This is a genomic window from Nocardiopsis sp. RV163 (genome assembly GCF_001029525.1).
In the GTDB taxonomy this organism is placed as follows: domain Bacteria; phylum Actinomycetota; class Actinomycetes; order Streptosporangiales; family Streptosporangiaceae; genus Nocardiopsis; species Nocardiopsis dassonvillei.
The window spans coordinates 1-16,398 of the sequence record NZ_LEKI01000132.1 but is presented as its reverse complement, the minus strand read 5'-3'; the positions used below and the strand labels follow the sequence as shown (position 1 = coordinate 16,398).

The window sequence follows — 16,398 nt, the reverse complement described above, 5'->3', positions numbered from 1 at the left end:
GGCGGGTGCGCTGATCTCGTGGCGGCGCGGTCCGTCGCGGACCGGACTGACTTGCTTACTGACCGAACGTTCGGTTACTAATGCATTAACGCAGTCTCCGGGCAGCCGTGTCAAGGAGAAGTGTCGATGATTTCACAGGCGACGGTGGCCCCGACCACCGTCTTTACCACGGGAGGCCGCACGTGAGCGAGGTCTACTTGGTCGACGGGGTGCGAACCCCCCAGGGCCGCTACGGCGGCGCCCTGGCAGCGGTGCGCCCCGACGACCTGGCCGCCACGGCGGTGGCCGAGGCGGTCCGCCGCGCTGGGGTGCCAGGCGAGGCCGTGGACGAGGTCGTCCTGGGGGCCGCCAACCAGGCGGGCGAGGACAACCGCAACGTCGCGCGCATGGCGGCGCTGCTGGCCGGGCTCGACCCGAGCGTGCCCGGCTACACCGTCAACCGGCTGTGCGCCAGCGGCCTGACCGCCGTCGCCTCCGCCGCGCAGGCCATCCGCGCGGGCGAGGCCGACGTGGTGGTCGCGGGCGGCGTGGAGTCGATGACCCGCGCCCCCTGGGTGATGGCCAAGCCCGGAACCCCCTGGGCCAAGCCGGGCGAGGTCGCCGACACATCCCTGGGCTGGCGCTTCACCAACCCGCGCTTCGCCGCGGCCGACGCCGGGGCGCCCGCCGACGCGGGCCCCGACGACCTGCGCTACACCCTGTCCATGGGTGAGACCGCCGAGGAGGTCGCGCTTCTGGAGGGGCTCACCCGCGAGGAGTGCGACGCCTTCGCGCTGCGCAGTCACGAGCGCGCGGTCGCCGCCGCAGAGGCGGGCCGCTTCGACGCCGAGACCGTCCCCGTGACCGTGCGCGGACGCAAGGGCCGCACCAGCGAGGTCACCGCCGACGAGGGCCCGCGCCCCGGCACGGGCATGGAGAGCCTGGCCGGGCTGCGTCCGGTCTTCCGCGAGGGCGGTATCGTCACGGCGGGCAACTCCTCCTCCCTCTCCGACGGCGCCTCCGCGCTGGTGCTGGCCGGCGCCGAGGCCGTGCGCCGCTACGGCCTCACCCCCCGCGCCCGCGTGGTCGCCTCCGCCTCGGCCGGGGTGGCTCCCCAGGTCATGGGCCTGGGGCCGGTCCCGGCCACCCGCAAGGTGCTCGGCCGCGCCGGGTGGGACCTGGACGGGATCGGCGCCGTGGAGCTCAACGAGGCCTTCGCCGCCCAGTCCCTGGCCGTGATGCGCCAGCTCAAGCTGGAGGAGGAGCGTGTCAACGCCGACGGCGGAGCCATCGCCCTGGGCCACCCGCTGGGCAGCTCCGGCGCCCGCATCCTGGTCACCCTGCTCAACCGCATGGAGCGCGAGGACGCCGCCCGCGGCCTGGCCACCCTGTGCGTGGGCGTCGGCCAGGGCGTCGCCCTGCTGGTGGAGCGCCCGTGAGCGCGGACGGGTCCGCCGCGCACCGGGGCGCCGGGGACTTCACCACCTTGGACGTGGAGTGGCGCGAGGACCGCGTGGTGGTCCAGCTCCACCGCCCCGAGGCCCGCAACGCCATCAACGCGACGATGATCGCCGAGCTGCACCGGGTGTGCGAGCGGATCGAGGCCGGTCCCAGGCCCCTGCTCCTGACCGGGCACGGCACCGTGTTCGCGGGCGGGGCCGACATCTCCGAGCTGCGCGAACGCGGCCGGGAGGAGGCGCTGGCCGGGATCAACAGCCGTCTGTTCGAACGCCTGCACCGCCTCCGAGCGCCCACCGTGGCCGCCGTGGACGGCTACGCCCTGGGCGGCGGCGCCGAGCTGTCCTACGCCTGCGACATCCGTATCGCCACCCCCACCGCCGTGTTCGCCCAGCCCGAACCGGGACTGGGCATCATCGCCGGGGCGGGCGCGTGCTGGCGGCTGCGGGAACTGGTCGGCGCCTCGGTGGCCAAGCAGGTGCTGCTGGGCGGCTACCGCCTGGACGCCGAGGCCGCGCTGCGGCACGGCCTGGTCGCCGAGGTCGTGCCCTCCGGGGAGCTGCGCGAACGCGCCCACGCCCTGATCGACCGCATGGCCGCCTCCTCCGCGCTGGCCCTGCGCATGACCAAGATGGTCCTGGACGCCGACGGGCCCCACCCGCTCGCCGACGACCTGACGCAGGCCGTGCTGTTCGAGAGCGCCGACAAGCACGAGCGCATGACCCGTTTCCTGGAGAGGAAGAAGCGTTGAGCACCACCGAGCAGGGGAGCGGCGCCGCGCGGGGCGTACCCGCCACCGTCGCCGTCGTCGGCGGCGGCACCATGGGCGCCGGGATCGTCCAGCAGTTCCTCACCCAAGGCGCCGAAGTGGTGCTCGTCGAGGCCGCCGCCGAAGCCGCTGAGGCCGGTCGCGCCCGCGTGGCGGCCGGGCTGGACAGGGCCCGCGAGCGCGGGAGGATCGACGCCGAACCGGCCGCCTACCTGGCCCGGCTGCGCACGGTCACCACCCCCGCCGACATCCCGGCCGACGCCGGTCTGGTCGTGGAGGCCGTGCCGGAGAGGCCCGAGCTGAAGATCGCCGTGCTCACCGCCGCCGAGGCCGCCGTGGGCGAGGACACCGTCCTGGCCTCCAACACCAGCTCGCTGTCGGTCACCGAGCTGGCCGCCGCCCTCAAGCGGCCCGCGCGCTTCCTGGGCACCCACTTCTTCAACCCCGTCCCCGCCTCCAAGCTCGTGGAGCTGGTCGTGGCCCCCGACACCGACGAGGCCGTCCTGGCCTCGGCGCGCGCCTGGGTCGCGGCCCTGGGCAAGACCGAGGTCGTGGTCCGCGACGCGCCCGGGTTCGCCACCAGCCGCCTGGGCGTCATGCTGGGTCTGGAGGCCATCCGGATGGTCGAGGAGGGCGTGGCCTCGCCCGCCGACATCGACACCGCGATGGAGCTGGGCTACCGCCACCCGATGGGGCCGCTGCGCCTGACCGATCTGGTGGGGCTGGACGTGCGCCTCGCCATCGCCGAGTACCTGGCCGCCGAACTGGGGGACCGGTTCGCGCCTCCGGAGCTGCTGCGCCGTATGGTCGCCGAGGGAAGGCTGGGCCGCAAGAGCGGACAGGGCTTCCACACCTGGGACAAGGGAGAGTAGAGCGTTGAGCGAGGACACGGCGGCCGGACAGGCACCTGCGGCGGCGGAGTTCACCGAGGCCGACGGGCTGGCCACGGTACGGCTGAACACGCCCGCCCTGACCCGGAGGGTCAAGGAGGAGCTGCTTGCGGCCCTGCGCCGGGCGGCGGAGTCCACCACCGCCCGCGCGGTGCTGCTGCTGGGCTCGGACAGGGCATTCTGCGTGGGCCAGGACCTGGCCGAGCACGCGCGGATCCTGGAGGAGCGCCCCCAGGACGCGCTGGACACCGTGCGCGAGCACTACAACCGCATCGTGCTGGCCCTGGAGGACGTCCGGGTGCCGGTCGTGGTCGGCGTCGGCGGCGCCTGCGTGGGCGCGGGCCTGGGCTTCGCCCTGGCCGGGGACGTGCGGATCGCGGCCCGCCGGGCCAAGTTCGGCACCGCCTTCACCGGCATCGGCCTTGCCTCGGACTCCGGGCTGGCCTCACGCCTGGTGGCCTCGCTGGGCCAGGCCCGGGCCATGGAGCTGATGCTGCTGGGCACGGTCGTGGGCGCTGAGCGCGCCCTGGAGCTGGGACTGGTCACCGAGGTCGTGGACGACGACGTCTGGGAGGCGCGCGCCCACGCCGTGGCCGCGGGCCTGGCCTCCGGGCCCACCAGCGCCTTCGTGGCGGCCAAGCGCGAGGTGCGCTCGGCCGCGGTGGGCGGGCGCGAGCTGCCCGAACTGCTGGAGGAGGAGGCCGACCTCCAGAACCAGTTGGGACAGACCGCCGACCACGTCGGAGCGGTCCGCGCGTTCCTGGCCAAGGAGAAGCCGACCTTCTCCGGGAGCTGAGCTGGCGGTTTCCCCGCCCGGCGGACTTGCCCGGGCGGGGGAATCCGGGGATACTAATTACTGACCGAACGTTCGGTTATGAATGAGGTGAGAAACCAGTGAGCACCCAGACGGTCCGGGAGGCGTCCCCCGACGCCGACCTCCTCCAAGCCGAGTTCGACGCCAGGATCGCCGCCGACCAGCGCATCGAGCCGCGGGACTGGATGCCCGAGGGCTACCGCAGGACGCTCGTGCGCCAGGTCTCCCAGCACGCGCACTCGGAGATCATCGGCATGCAGCCCGAGGGCGACTGGATCGCCTCCGCGCCCAGCCTGCGGCGCAAGGCCATCCTTCTGGCCAAGGTCCAGGACGAGGCCGGGCACGGGCTGTACCTGTACGCCGCCGCCGAGACGCTGGGCGTGGACCGCGCGGACCTGACCGAGCGCCTCATCGAGGGCCGCCAGAAGTACTCCTCGATCTTCAACTACCCGTCGCTGACCTTCGCCGACGTGGGCGTCATCGGCTGGCTCGTGGACGGCGCCGCGATCTGCAACCAGGTCCCGCTGTGCCGCAGCTCCTTCGGCCCCTACGCCCGCGCCATGGTGCGCATCTGCAAGGAGGAGTCCTTCCACCAGCGCCAGGGCTACGAACTGCTCATGCGCATGATGGAGGGCACCCCCGAACAGCGGGCCATGGTCCAGGACGCCGTCGACCGCTGGTGGTGGCCGTCGCTGATGATGTTCGGCCCGCCCGACGCCGACTCGCCCAACACGCAGCAGTCCATGGCCTGGGGCATCAAGCGCGACACCAACGACGACCTGCGCCAGAAGTTCGTGGACATGACCGTCCCCCAAGCCGAGAAGCTCGGCGTCACCCTGCCCGACCCCGAGCTGGCCTGGAACGCCGAGCGCGGCCACCACGACTTCGGCGAGCCCGACTGGGTGGAGTTCAAACAGGTCGTCTCCGGCTCCGGACCCAAGAACGCCGAGCGCGTCCAGCGCCGCCGGGCCGCCCACGAGAAGGGCGCCTGGGTGCGCGAGGCCGCCACCGCCTACGCCCGCAAGCACGCCAGCGCCGAGGAGGCAGCGGTATGAGCGACCACAGCACGGCCGGTTCCGGGGCGGCCCGCCCCGAGTGGCCGCTCTACGAGGTCTTCGTGCGGGGCAAGCGCGGCCTCAACCACGTCCACGTGGGCTCGCTGCACGCCCCCGACGACCACATGGCCCTGCACAACGCCCGCAACCTCTACACCCGCCGCAACGAGGGCGTGAGCATCTGGGTGGTGCGCGCCGAGCACATCGCCGCCTCCAGCCCCGACGAGAAGGACCCCTACTTCGCGCCCAGCGGGGACAAGGTGTACCGCCACCCGACGTTCTACCCCATCCCCGAGGACGTCCCGCACATCTAGGGCGTGTTTTTTGGGACCTCCGCTTCGCTTCGGTCCGTGTCCGGGCGCCCGAAGCACGGGAACCTTCGGCGCCTACGGCGGGTTCGCTCGTTCCTCACGAACCCGCCTCCGGCCCCTCCAGAACCCCGTGGGCGCCCGAACCAACCCCCGCAAGCCGAGACCGGTTCGAAAGCAGACCCTGGAGCGACGGTACGACCGGCGCACACGAGGCCAAAGGAAACAACATTGAGCGGCGACCACATCTACTCGGCCCTGAGCGAGGAGCACGGCGGCGACACCCGCTGGGCCTTCGGCACCGGCTTCACCGACGCCCTCGCCGGGGTGGACACCACCCTGCCCGAGGGGGTCGACGGAGCCGACCTGGCGCTGTACTGCCAGATGCTCGGCGACGACGCGCTCGTCCAGGCCCAGCGGCTCGTCCACTGGGTGACCGACGCCCCCGAGCTGGAGGAGGAGGTCGCGCTGGCCAACATCGCCCTGGACCTGCTCGGCCAGGCCCGCCTGCTGCTGGCCCGCGCCGGACAGGCCGACGGCACCGGACGCGACGAGGACGCCTTCGCCTACCGGCGCGGCCCCGCCGAGTTCCGCAACGTCCACCTGGCCGAGGCGCCCCGAGGCGACTTCGCCCGCGCCGTCGTCACCCTGCTGGCGCTCTCCAGCGCCCGCCTTGCCGTGTTCGCCCGTCTGGCCGACAGCCGCGACCCCGTGCTGGCCGCCGTCGCGGCCAAGGCTGTCAACGAGCTGGCCTACCACCGCGAGTACGCGGTCTCCTGGGCCCTGCGCCTGGGCGACGGCACGCCCTACTCCCGCGAGCGCATGACCGCCGCCGTCGCCGAGGTGTGGCCTCTCACCGGCGAGCTGTTCGCCACCCACCCCGTCGAGGCCCGCATGGCCCGGCAGGGCGTGGGCGTGGACCCGGCCACCGTGCGCGAGGAGGTGCACGCCGTCCTGGCCCGGGTGCTCACCACCGCGCGCCTGGACACCCCCGCGCCCTTCCCCGCGCCGGCCCTGGCCGGACGCCGGGGGCAGCACACCGCAGAACTGGCCTCCCTGCTGGACGAACTCCAGAAGGTGGCCCGCGAGCACCCGGAGGCGACATGGTGACCACCACACGGGAGCGCGACCGCGAGCGCGCCGAGCACGCCGCCGCCGCGGTCACTGACCCCGAGCTGCCCATGCTCACCCTGGCCGACCTCGGCATCCTGCGCCGCGTGGAGGTCGAGGCCGACGGAACGGCCGCGGTGTGGATCACCCCCACCTACTCGGGCTGCCCGGCCCTGGCCGAGATGCGCGCGGACGTGGACCGCGCCGTGCGCGGCGCAGGGTTCGACCGGGTGGAGGTGCGCACCGAGCTCTACCCGCCCTGGACCACCGACTGGATCACAGCCGAGGGCAGGCGCAAGCTCGCCGAGAACGGCATCTCCCCGCCGGGCGGCGCGCCCGCGCGGGCCGCCGGACCGGTGCCGCTGACCCTGCTGCCCACCCGCACCGCCCCGCGCTGCCCGCTGTGCGGGTCCGGCCGGACCGAGGAGCTGTCCCGCTTCGGGGCGACTTCCTGCAAGTCCCTGCACCGATGCCGGTCCTGCCTCGAACCGTTCGAGCACGTCAAGGAGATCTGACCGTGACCACACCCGTCACCGAGACCACGCCCGCGGCCGCGCGCCGCCGGGGCGCGTTCCACCGGCTGCGCGTGGCCGCCGTCGAGCGCCTGTGCGACGACGCCGTCGCCGTCACCTTCGACGTCCCCGACCACCTGGCCGAGGAGTACGCGTTCGCCCCCGGGCAGTCGCTGACCCTGCGCCGCGAGGTGGACGGCGTGGAGGAGCGCCGCAGCTACTCCGTGTGCGCCCCCGTCGGCCAGGCGCCCCGCGTGGGCGTGCGCCTGGTCTCGGGCGGCCTGTTCTCCAACTGGCTGGTCAACGAGGTGCGCCCCGGCGACGAGGTGGAGGTGGGCGCGCCCGCCGGCCGCTTCGTCCCCGACCTGGGCACCGCGGCCCGCCACGTGATGGTCGCCGCCGGTTCCGGTATCACCCCGGTGCTGTCCATGGCCTCCTCGCTGCTGCGCCGCACCGACTCGCGCGTCACCCTGCTCTACGGCAACCGCCGCAGCGACACGGTGATGTTCGCCGACGAGATCGCCGACCTCAAGGACGCGTTCGGAACGCGCTTCGAGCTGGTGCACGTGCTCTCCCGCGAGCCGCGCGAGGCCGAGCTGTTCACCGGGCGCCTGGACGGCGCCAAGCTGGAGGCGCTGCTGGACACGGTCGTGGCCGCGGACGCCGTCGACCACTGGTGGCTGTGCGGACCGTACGGCATGGTCACCGACGCCCGGGAGGTGCTCTCGGGCCGGGGCGTGCCGGGGGAGCGGATCCACCAGGAGCTGTTCTTCGTGGAGGGCGCGGAGCCGCCGCCCCAGGCGCGCCACGAGGAGCCCGGTGTGGAGGGGCCCGCCAGCGAGGTGACCCTCGTGCTCGACGGGCGCACCACCACCCTGACCCTGCCGCGCGGGGTGCCCGTGCTGGACGCCGCGCAGCGCTACCGGCCCGACCTGCCCTTCGCCTGCAAGGGCGGGGTGTGCGGCACCTGCCGGGTGAAGGTGTGCGAGGGCGAGGTGCGGATGCTGCGCAACTACGCGCTCACCGGGGCCGAGGTGGAGGCGGGGTACGCGCTGTCCTGCCAGGCGCTGCCCGAGACCGACGCCGTGACCGTGGACTACGACGCGTGAGCGCGCGCAACGAGACCGCCTGGCGGATGTTCGAGGCGGACATGGCGTCCAAGAACCTGGGGATGCGCCTGGTCGAGGCCAGCGACGGACTGGCGGTCGTGGAGATGACCGTGGGGCCGCTGATGCTCAACGGGCACGGGATCGCCCACGGCGGGTTCGTGTTCACCCTGGCCGACACCGCGTTCGCGTGCGCGTGCAACGTGGGCGGGGGAGGGGTGACCGTGGCCTCCGGGGCGGACGTGACCTTCGTGGCCCCGGCGAAGGAGGGCGACGTGCTGGTGGCCACCGCCTGCGAGCGGGCGGTGTTCGGCCGCAGCGGCCTGTACGACGTCACGGTGCGCCGGGGCGAGGAGGTCGTCGCCGAGTTCCGGGGCCGCAGCCGCACGCTTCCCCAGCGCGGCTAGCCGCCGGGAGGGGGCGGGTACGGGGCCGCCACCGTCCGGTCCCCGCGGTCGCGCCGCCGTCCCGGGCGGTCCAGGGCGCCCGCGAACACCGCGATGCCCAGGCCCACCACTGCCAGCACCGCGCCGATCGCGGCCGGTGAGGTGTACCCCAGGCCCGCGCTGATCCCGATGCCGCCCAGCCAGGCCCCGGCGGCGTTGGCCAGGTTGAACGCCGAGTGGTTGGAGGCCGCCGCCATCGTCGGCGCCTCGGCGGCCTTGTTCATCACCAGCACCTGGAGCGGGGTGGCGACGCCGAACCCCACCGCGCCCAGAACCACCACCGTCACCGCGGCCGTCCAGGGGTTGTGCACGGTCACCGTGAACACCACCAGTACCACCGCCAGCGCGGCCAGCGAACCGTAGACCGTCGGGCGCAGCGCCCGGTCGGCCAGGGGACCCACGATCAGCGAACCCAGGGTCATGCCGGTGCCGAACAGCGCCAGGACGATCGGGACTCCGGACGCGGACATACCCGCCAGCTCCGTCATCATCGGCGAGACGTAGCTGTAGACGGCGAACACCCCGGCGAACCCGAAGACCGCCGTGACCAGGCCCAGGACGACCTGGGAGCGGCCCAGCTCGCGCATCTCGTGGCGCAGGCCCGTACCGGCGGCCGCGGGCTGGTGCGGCACGAACGCCGCGACGCCGAGCAAGGCGAGCAGGGCGATCCCGGCCACGACCAGGAACGCCGCGTGCCATCCCATCGCCTGGCCGAGGAAGGTGCCCGCGGGCACTCCGACGATGTTGGCCACGGTCAGGCCGAGGAACATCCGCGAGACGCCCGTAGCCCTCCGCCCCGGACCGGCCAGGTGTGCCGCGACCAGCGAACCCACCCCCAGGTAGGCGCCGTGGGGCAGCCCGGCCAGGACCCGCGAGGCGAACACGGCGCCGAAGGACGGGGCCAGGACGGTGGCGAGGTTGCCCGCCAGGAAGAGCCCCATGAAGACCAGCAGGGCCGTCTTGCGCGGCAGCCGCGTGCTCAGCGCGGTGAGCAGTGGGGCGCCGACCACCACGCCCAGGGCGTAGGCGGAGATGAGGTATCCGGCGGTCGGAACCGACACGTCGAGGTCGGCGGCGACCTCGGGCAGCAGTCCCATGATCACGAACTCGGTGGTGCCGATGGCGAACGCGCCGACGGCGAGGGCGAGCAGGGCCAGAGGCATGGGTGGGTCCCCTTCGAAGGGTCGGTCGGGGTTCACGGGCACCGGGCGAGGCGGGTCGCGGGGTTTTCGGGCTTCCCGGGGCCCGGCGGGGCCGGATGACAGCGGAGGGTGATTTGGCACGTGCCAATTCCAGTGTCGGACTTCTCCGGACCTGTGCCAACCGTCCGCGCGTGTGATGTGGCTCTTAGAGTTCCTGGGGGAACGCGCCCGGAACTCGGTGCGCGGCATGTGTCCAGGGCCTCGCGGGGGCCGACGGGGCCACTCGACGAACTGGCCGCGGCTGTGCTCCCGTTGGCGTGCCGGTCCGGGAGTTCGGGTTCAGTTCGCGGTCGAGTCCTTGGTCAGCGCGTCCATGAAGAGGTCGACGAGCGGGCGGGCCTGCTCTTCGGTGCCGTGCTGCACGGAATAGGCGATGCCGCCCATCAGGAGTAGGACGTGGTCCGGGGCGACGTCCGTTCGCAGGCTTCCGTCTCGGGCGCCGGCCGCGAGGAGGGCGGCGACAGCGTCGGTCAGGAGTGCGCGGCTGTCGGAGTACGGATCGACACCGGAGGCGATGACCGCGTTGAGGGCTTCGGACATTCCACTCTTCGCCGTGGCGTAGTCGATGAAGTGTTCCATCCACATCCGGGTGGCCTCGGCGGCCGTGTGCTGGGCGAGGAGGTCGTTCACCTTCTCGCACACCTGGCTGAGTTGGCGCCGGTAGGCGGCGTCGATGAGGACTTCCCGGGTCGGGAAGTGCCGGTAGAGCGTGCCGACGCCGACGCCCGCCTGCTTGGCGATGGCGGCAGGCGCGGTGTCCAGCCCCTGTTCGGCGAAGGCCTGCGCGGCGACCTCGAGCAGGCGCTCCCGGTTCTGCAGCGCGTCACTCCTGGTGCGGCGGGGCGTGGCGGGCATGCGGGTTCCTTCGGTGTCGGCCTCCAGTTGCTTTCCGGAATGCGTTCCGCTTAAATGTAAACGGAACACATTCCGGTATTACTCTACCTCAGGAGGCTCCATGCCCGCTCCCTCCGACAAGGCCTCACGCCACTGGTTCGTCACCGGAGCCTCCGGCGGGCTGGGCCGCCATCTCACCGAGCACGCCCTCCGAAGCGGCGACCGCGTCACGGCGACGGTCCGCCGCCCGGCGGCCCTGGAAGACCTGCGCGAGGCGTACGGCGATCGGCTGACCACCGAGATCCTCGATCTCACGCGGCCGGCCGAGGTGGAAGAGGTGGTCGGCACGACTCTGCGGTCCGGGCCGGTGGACATCGTGGTCAACAATGCCGGATACGCGGTGGTGGGCGCCGCCGAGGAAATGACCGTCGAGCAGATTCGCGACCAGATCGAGGTCCTCCTGCTCGCGCCGATGGTGATCACCCGCGCCTTCCTGCAGCCGATGCGCGAGCAGGGCGGCGGCCGGATCATCCAGATCTCCAGCGTGGGCGGCCAGGTCGGTATCCCCACTCACAGCTCCTACCACGCGGGCAAGTGGGGGCTTGAGGGATTCACCGAGAGCGTCAGCCGCGAGGTCTGCGACTTCAACATCCATCTCACCCTGGTCGAGCCCGGCGCCACCCGTACCGGCTTCGCTTCGGCCCTGCGATACACCACCGAAACGGCCGTCTACCGCGACAACGCCGTCGGCCAGACCCGGCACCACCTGGAAACCGCAGACGAGACCGTCTTCACCGGCGACCCGGCCAAGCTCGCCGCCGCCGTCTACGACACCACCCGCCACCCGAGCCCGCCACTGCGACTGGCTCTCGGCGCCGACACCTACAGCGCCGTCCACGCGGCACTCACCGAACGTCTCGCCGCGCTGGAGACCCAGAAGGACCTCGCTGAATCCGTCGCCTTCACCCACTGATCCGCTCCACCGGCACGGCCCGTGGAGAAGTCCCGCTGCCGGTACGGCCCTACGCGTCTCCGCGACTTCGGCGTCCGGAAGCCCGGGGCGGACGCGCGCTCCACGACCCGGCCGTCGAGTGCCCACTCCGGAGCCGTGCCCGGGGCCGAGGCGGGCGATCAGCGGCTTCACCCCGAGGCCCCGGACCAGCCGGCGGTGTCTGTCGTGGTCGTAGCCGCGGTCGGCCTGCACCGCGTCGGGGCGGCGTCGAGGCCGACCGCGCTTTCCACGAACGGGCCGCACGGCCCGGAGGAGAGGGATCAGCCGGTGCCATCGTCGCTGTCGCCCCCAGCCGGGGCGGCGGCGAGCGGGACGCCGTTTGCGCCCCAGGATGCCGCGTCCGACGCTCCACCTTGGGCGGCAACGGCCCGATCACCGCCCACAGCTCTTCAGTCCCGGAGTGATCCAACCGGCCCGAAGATCATTTCGTCAGGAGTTCTCGACGCCGAGCCCGCCCCCGGGGGCGCCTCAGCGAGGTGGAGCGGTGCTGCCGCGCACGGCCAGGGAGGGCTCCAGCAGCAGGTGCCTGCTCTCGGTGCGCCCGCCGTCCAGGCGCTCGGACGCGGACTCCACCGCGAGCCGCGCCATCCGCGCAGCGTCCTGGCGCACCGACGTGAGCTGGAGGAAGGACAGCCGCGCGGTCCGGCTGTCGTCGTAGCCCACCACCGAGACCTCCCCGGGCACGCCCACCCCGGCGCGGACCAGGGTCGCCAGCACCCCGAACGCGCACAGGTCGTTGGCCGCGACCACCGCCGTGGGCAGGGCCTCCCGTGCGAGGAGCACCCGCGCCGCCCGCGCGCCCGCCTCCTCGGAGTAGTCGCCGGGCAGGACCTCGACGCGCCCTCCCAGGCCGTTCCCGCGCATCGCTTCGGCGTAGCCCCGCGCGCGCTCACCGGCCCCCGGGAGCCCGCCGCCGTCGACGTGCACGATGTCCCGGTGGCCCAGCTCCACCAGGTGCCCGACGGCCCGGCCCACGCCCACGGCGTCGTCCGTGCGCACGCTGTCGGTCCCCTCCGCGCCGGTGCGCTGGCCGATCTCCACCACGGGGACCCGTTCGGCGACCCGCGCCAGGTCCGCGGGCGCCTCCGCGGACAGGCCGATCAGGATCAGCGCCTCGCAGCGCAGCCCCACCAGTTCGTCGATCGCCTCGCGTTCGCTGCGCGTGCTGGCCATCGCGCTCAGCACCACGCCGTACCCGAGTTCGGCGGCGGCGGGGTAGAGCTCCTCGACCAGGTGGGCGTCCATCGGGTACTCCAGGCCGAAGAGCACGCCCACCTGGCGGCTGCGCGCCCGGCGCAGCAGCCGTGCGGCGGTGTCGGCCCGGTACCCCAGCTCCTCGGCGGCGCGCAGGACCCGCTCACGGGTCCCCTCGCTCGGACCCGGGCGCTCGCCCAGCACCAGCGAGACAAGCTGCCGCGAGACCCCCAGGTGCGCGGCCACGTCGGCCATCGTCGGGTGCCGATGGGCGCCCGCCCCGTTCTCCGACATCTGCCTCCTCCGGTTCGCGCCGCCGCCCGGTGCCCTCCCGGGGGACGCCGCGCCTCCTGGTCCGGCCGCCGACGCCTCTGGACCGGCCGGGACCCACATTCTGGCACCGGCCGGTCTCCGCGCGGGCGGAACGCTCACCGGCCGCGGGTGCCGGAGTCGCGGTAATCGGTGTAGGTGTAGGGATTGTCCAGCACCTTGGACTCGGGGATGTCGGGGTTCATCCCCTCGGACCAGGCCTCCTCCCCGACCGAGGCGCGCAGGTGCTCGACGGTGGACTCCACGCCGCGGCGCACGGCCGCCAGGTCCACGCCCACCAGCCGGTGCTCGTGCTTGACCACCCGGCCGTCCACCAGGACCGTGTGCACGTCGGCGCGCTGGGCCTGGAGGGCGATGTGGCCGTAGGGGTTGAGCAGGGGGAAGGACACGGGCGAGTCGTCGTTGCGGATCAGCACGAGGTCGGCCTTGGCGCCGGGCGCGACCCGGCCCAGGTCGTCGCGGCCCAGGGCGGCGGCCCCGCCCCGGGTGGCCCACTCCACCACCTGGTCGGCGCGCAGAGCGCTGTGGGTGACGGTGTCGCTGCGCCCGTGCGCCTCCTGGTGCTCGCGGGCCCGGTCGGCGCCCAGGGTGGCGCGCATGGCGCTGAACAGGTCCCCGCTCTGCCAGACGCTGCTGTCCACCGACAGCGACACCGGGATGCCGTGCGCGCGCATCGCCCAGGTGGGCGGGTAGCCCTGACCTGCGCTCTGCTCGCTCTCGGTGGAGACCGACACAGATCCGCCGGTGGCGGCGATGCGCTGGTAGGAGTCCGCGGACAGGGAGGCGCCGTGCACGTACACCGTCTCGGGGCCCATGAAGCCGTGCTCGTGCATGAGCCGGACGCCGTCGTCGCCCGTGGCGCCCCACACCCCGGCGTGGGTGGTGACGGCCAACCCCAGGTCGCGGGCGGCCTCGAAGGCGGGCCTCTCGGGGAACTCCGGGTCACCGGTGACGTCGAAGGCGATCTGGAGGCCCAGCATGTCGTTGCCCCGGTGGCGTTCGACGAAGGCGCGCAGTTCGGGGCCGGCGGCCCACTCGGCGGGCGCCCGCTGGATGTCGCCGTAGGCCAGGACGTGGCGGCCGGGGACCGAGAGCAGCGCGTCGGCGGCCGCGTCGGCGTGTTCGGGGGTCTGGAGGCCGTGCGACCAGTCCACGACGGTGGTGACCCCGGCCTCCAGGGCCTCCACGGCGGCGAGAGTGTTGCCCGCGTGCACGTCGACGGGGCGGAAACGCGTGCCGTGTTCGAGGTAGTACCAGACGAAGTACTGGGAGAGGGTCCAGTCGGCTCCGTAGCCTCGCATGGCGGTCTGCCACATGTGGCGGTGGGTGTCGATCATGCCGGGCATGACCAGGCCGCCGCAGGCGTCGATCTCCGCGGTGCCGTCGGGTACCGGCAGGCGCGGTCCCACAGCGGCCACGCGGTCGTCGACGACCAGGACGTCGGTGTCGGTCAGGACCGTGCGCGCGTCGTCCATGGGCAGCACCGTGCCGCCCCTCAGCACCACCGGTCGGCCCTGGGGGAACTCGTTCGGTCTGTTCAAGGAGGGCTCCTTCGCCGTTTCGCCGTGTGCCCCTCGCGGACCGGTCCGGGCCTCCGCCGTCGCGGCGGGGCCGCCGAGCGGGCGTGCGGCGGGCCCGCCCCCGGCGGCCCCGGTGCCGGGAGGAAGGGGGAGGGGCCGGTACGGCCCGGCGTTCGGGGACGGCCGGGCGCCCGGAGGGGCGGGATGCGTGTGTTCTCCCACTGTGTCACTTCTGGTGATCGTGGGGTGCCGGAGCCCGTCCGGGCGCGGACGGACCGCGGGCCCGGCGGGGGAGATGGGGGAGGAAGGCCCCGGACATGGCTGTGGCCCGCGTCCCCCAACGCGGGCCACAGCGGGCGCGGCCAGGATGCACTGAGTGCGGTCTGGCCGCTGGGAAGGCGGATGCAGCGGCTGAGTACGTGTCGGAAACCCCCATTGCCGACACGAGCGCTGACATCCGCGCATGGATTGTGGTGTGCGCCTCACAGGACCTGCGGATCGGGTGCGGGTGGTGGGGATCGGGGTCGGTCTGGGGCGCTTCACCTGTAAGAACGCTTCGTCTGTAGGAGGTGTTCCCGCTGGACGGACCGATTTTCGGATCGTCCGGTAAAAAGCGGGTGCGGATTGTCCCCGCTCTTCCTAAGCTCCTGACCACGCTCTACCCAAGGAGGCGGCTCCCATGCCCGCGACCCTCACCCTGTGGCGGCCCACCGGGCCCGCGGAACTCGCCCTGGTCGTGGATTCCGGCTGGCGGGAGTGGCCGCCGCGCCTGCCTGGGCAGCCGATCTTCTACCCCGTGCTCAACGAGGACTACGCGGTGCGCATCGCCCGCGAGTGGAACCTGCCACGCGACGGCGAGGGGCACGTCACACGCTTTCGCGTGGACGCGGACTTCGCCTCCCGCTATCCGGTGCGACAGGTCGGCGGGCGCACGATCCTGGAGCTGTGGGTGCCCGCCGAGGAGTTGGCCGCGTTCAACGCCCACATCGTCGGTCCGATCGAGCTGGTGTGCTCCTTCCTGCCCGAGCACCCCGAGGGCGTGCTCCCCGCCTGAGCGGGTCGTCGCCGGGCCGAAGCGGCGCACGGCTGACCGCCGGAGCGGTCCCGCCGGAGGGGACCGCCCCGGCACGGAGGCCCTTCGCGGCCGTTCGCCCTGAGCTCAGGCCCGGGGGTCGGCGACGACGAGCAGGTCGGGGTCGACGTCGGTGAGAGCGGTCATGACGTCGCCGAGCGCGTCGGCGAGCACCACGGGATCGCGGTCGGTCCGGTCTCGGTCCTGGTGGGGAAGGCGGCGTCGGGGATCGAGGGTGGTGGCCATGGGGCTGCGGGCGCGCGGGCCGGGGGTGTGCGCCCTCCTCCTTCGCGTGTTCAGCCGTTCCGGTCGCCGTGACGCCCGGTGACCGTGCCGTTATCGGCTTCTCCAGGGATACCAGGGGAGAGTGACATTCGGTGGATACGGAGCGTGCCTGTGGATGAACGCGGGCCCACCGGGCGTCGTGCGCGGGGGAATGCCGGGCGGTCCCGGGGCGTTCCGCATGATAGTTTAATCGGAAACTACTTCTTTGGAAGATACCTAGGGGAGCGGGCCATGCAGTTCGGAATCTTCTCGGTGAGCGACGTGACCACCGACCCCACCACCGGCCGCACGCCGACCGAGGCCGAGCGCGTCAAGGCGATGGTGACCATCGCGCTCAAGGCCGAGGAGGTCGGCCTGGACGTCTTCGCCACCGGTGAGCACCACAACCCGCCGTTCGTGGCCTCCTCACCGACCACGATGCTCGGCTACATCGCGGCCAGGACCGACCGGCTCGTCCTGTCCACCTCCACTACGCTGATCACCACCAACGACCCGGTCAAGA

The 16,398-nt window shown here is 73.2% G+C and carries 18 protein-coding genes; 13 read left to right on the top strand and 5 right to left on the bottom strand.

The annotated features are described in order from the left end of the window. The first annotated feature begins 182 nt into the window (after positions 1 to 182). From ABD54_RS20285 to paaI, 10 genes are all read left to right on the top strand, one after another. Positions 183 to 1,418, top strand: coding sequence for a thiolase family protein (locus tag ABD54_RS20285; RefSeq protein ID WP_047871100.1), 1,236 nt, complete (start codon positions 183 to 185; stop codon positions 1,416 to 1,418). Further along, complete coding sequence (locus ABD54_RS20280) at positions 1,415 to 2,188, top strand: enoyl-CoA hydratase/isomerase family protein (protein WP_047871099.1); 774 nt, start codon at positions 1,415 to 1,417, stop codon at positions 2,186 to 2,188. Before ABD54_RS20285 ends, ABD54_RS20280 begins: the two co-directional genes overlap by 4 nt. Beyond that, positions 2,185 to 3,078: a 3-hydroxyacyl-CoA dehydrogenase family protein gene (locus tag ABD54_RS20275; protein WP_047871098.1), complete on the top strand. Its 894-nt coding sequence runs from the start codon at positions 2,185 to 2,187 to the stop codon at positions 3,076 to 3,078. Before ABD54_RS20280 ends, ABD54_RS20275 begins: the two co-directional genes overlap by 4 nt. Positions 3,079 to 3,082: 4 nt before the next feature. Then, positions 3,083 to 3,892 carry an enoyl-CoA hydratase-related protein gene (locus ABD54_RS20270; RefSeq protein WP_047871097.1) on the top strand — a complete coding sequence of 270 codons (810 nt, stop codon included), beginning with the start codon at positions 3,083 to 3,085 and terminating at the stop codon, positions 3,890 to 3,892. Between the two features lie 98 nt (positions 3,893 to 3,990). Further along, the gene (gene paaA, locus ABD54_RS20265; protein ID WP_047871096.1) at positions 3,991 to 4,965 is read left to right on the top strand and encodes a 1,2-phenylacetyl-CoA epoxidase subunit PaaA; all 975 of its coding nucleotides are present in this window, start codon (positions 3,991 to 3,993) and stop codon (positions 4,963 to 4,965) included. After that, positions 4,962 to 5,279 (top strand): 1,2-phenylacetyl-CoA epoxidase subunit PaaB, encoded by a 318-nt coding sequence (paaB, locus tag ABD54_RS20260; RefSeq protein WP_047871095.1) that lies wholly within the window; start codon positions 4,962 to 4,964, stop codon positions 5,277 to 5,279. Before paaA ends, paaB begins: the two co-directional genes overlap by 4 nt. Before the next feature lie 225 nt (positions 5,280 to 5,504). After that, on the top strand, positions 5,505 to 6,383 hold the full coding sequence (gene paaC / locus ABD54_RS20255) for a 1,2-phenylacetyl-CoA epoxidase subunit PaaC (protein ID WP_047871094.1): 879 nt from the start codon (positions 5,505 to 5,507) through the stop codon (positions 6,381 to 6,383). Next, entirely contained in the window at positions 6,377 to 6,898 is a 522-nt protein-coding gene (gene paaD / locus ABD54_RS20250) for a 1,2-phenylacetyl-CoA epoxidase subunit PaaD (RefSeq protein WP_047871093.1), read from the top strand. The genes paaC and paaD overlap by 7 nt, the downstream gene beginning before the upstream one ends. A 2-nt stretch (positions 6,899 to 6,900) precedes the next feature. Continuing rightward, positions 6,901 to 8,004: a 1,2-phenylacetyl-CoA epoxidase subunit PaaE gene (gene paaE / locus ABD54_RS20245; protein WP_047871092.1), complete on the top strand. Its 1,104-nt coding sequence runs from the start codon at positions 6,901 to 6,903 to the stop codon at positions 8,002 to 8,004. After that, on the top strand, positions 8,001 to 8,408 hold the full coding sequence (gene paaI, locus ABD54_RS20240; protein ID WP_047871091.1) for a hydroxyphenylacetyl-CoA thioesterase PaaI: 408 nt from the start codon (positions 8,001 to 8,003) through the stop codon (positions 8,406 to 8,408). Before paaE ends, paaI begins: the two co-directional genes overlap by 4 nt. Here the strand turns inward: paaI and ABD54_RS20235 are convergent. Both ABD54_RS20235 and ABD54_RS20230 read right to left on the bottom strand, forming a co-directional pair. Beyond that, a complete protein-coding gene (locus ABD54_RS20235; RefSeq protein ID WP_047871090.1) occupies positions 8,405 to 9,610 on the bottom strand; it encodes an MFS transporter in 1,206 nt (401 codons plus the stop codon). The genes paaI and ABD54_RS20235 overlap by 4 nt on opposite strands. A 318-nt stretch (positions 9,611 to 9,928) precedes the next feature. After that, positions 9,929 to 10,504, bottom strand: a complete 576-nt coding sequence (locus tag ABD54_RS20230) for a TetR/AcrR family transcriptional regulator (protein WP_047871089.1) — start codon at positions 10,502 to 10,504, stop codon at positions 9,929 to 9,931. Positions 10,505 to 10,604: 100 nt separating this feature from the next. Here ABD54_RS20230 and ABD54_RS20225 point away from each other — a divergent pair, with 100 nt between their 5' ends. Beyond that, positions 10,605 to 11,456: an SDR family oxidoreductase gene (locus tag ABD54_RS20225; RefSeq protein ID WP_047871088.1), complete on the top strand. Its 852-nt coding sequence runs from the start codon at positions 10,605 to 10,607 to the stop codon at positions 11,454 to 11,456. A gap of 507 nt (positions 11,457 to 11,963) precedes the next feature. On the opposite strand, the gene ABD54_RS20220 is transcribed toward ABD54_RS20225, so the two are convergent. Beyond that, the gene (locus tag ABD54_RS20220) at positions 11,964 to 12,983 is read right to left on the bottom strand and encodes a LacI family DNA-binding transcriptional regulator (protein ID WP_047871087.1); all 1,020 of its coding nucleotides are present in this window, start codon (positions 12,981 to 12,983) and stop codon (positions 11,964 to 11,966) included. A 134-nt stretch (positions 12,984 to 13,117) separates the two neighbouring features. Next, positions 13,118 to 14,560: an amidohydrolase family protein gene (locus ABD54_RS20215; protein ID WP_047871086.1), complete on the bottom strand. Its 1,443-nt coding sequence runs from the start codon at positions 14,558 to 14,560 to the stop codon at positions 13,118 to 13,120. A gap of 658 nt (positions 14,561 to 15,218) precedes the next feature. On the opposite strand from ABD54_RS20215, the gene ABD54_RS20210 reads away from it, so the two are divergent. Then, complete coding sequence (locus ABD54_RS20210; protein WP_047871085.1) at positions 15,219 to 15,593, top strand: hypothetical protein; 375 nt, start codon at positions 15,219 to 15,221, stop codon at positions 15,591 to 15,593. Between the two features lie 105 nt (positions 15,594 to 15,698). Here the strand turns inward: ABD54_RS20210 and ABD54_RS28625 are convergent, their stop codons facing one another. After that, positions 15,699 to 15,857 carry a hypothetical protein gene (locus tag ABD54_RS28625; RefSeq protein WP_200904152.1) on the bottom strand — a complete coding sequence of 53 codons (159 nt, stop codon included), beginning with the start codon at positions 15,855 to 15,857 and terminating at the stop codon, positions 15,699 to 15,701. Between the two features lie 270 nt (positions 15,858 to 16,127). Here ABD54_RS28625 and ABD54_RS20205 point away from each other — a divergent pair. Further along, a partial coding sequence (locus ABD54_RS20205; RefSeq protein WP_047871084.1) for an LLM class flavin-dependent oxidoreductase occupies positions 16,128 to 16,398 on the top strand: 271 nt, incomplete at its 3' end.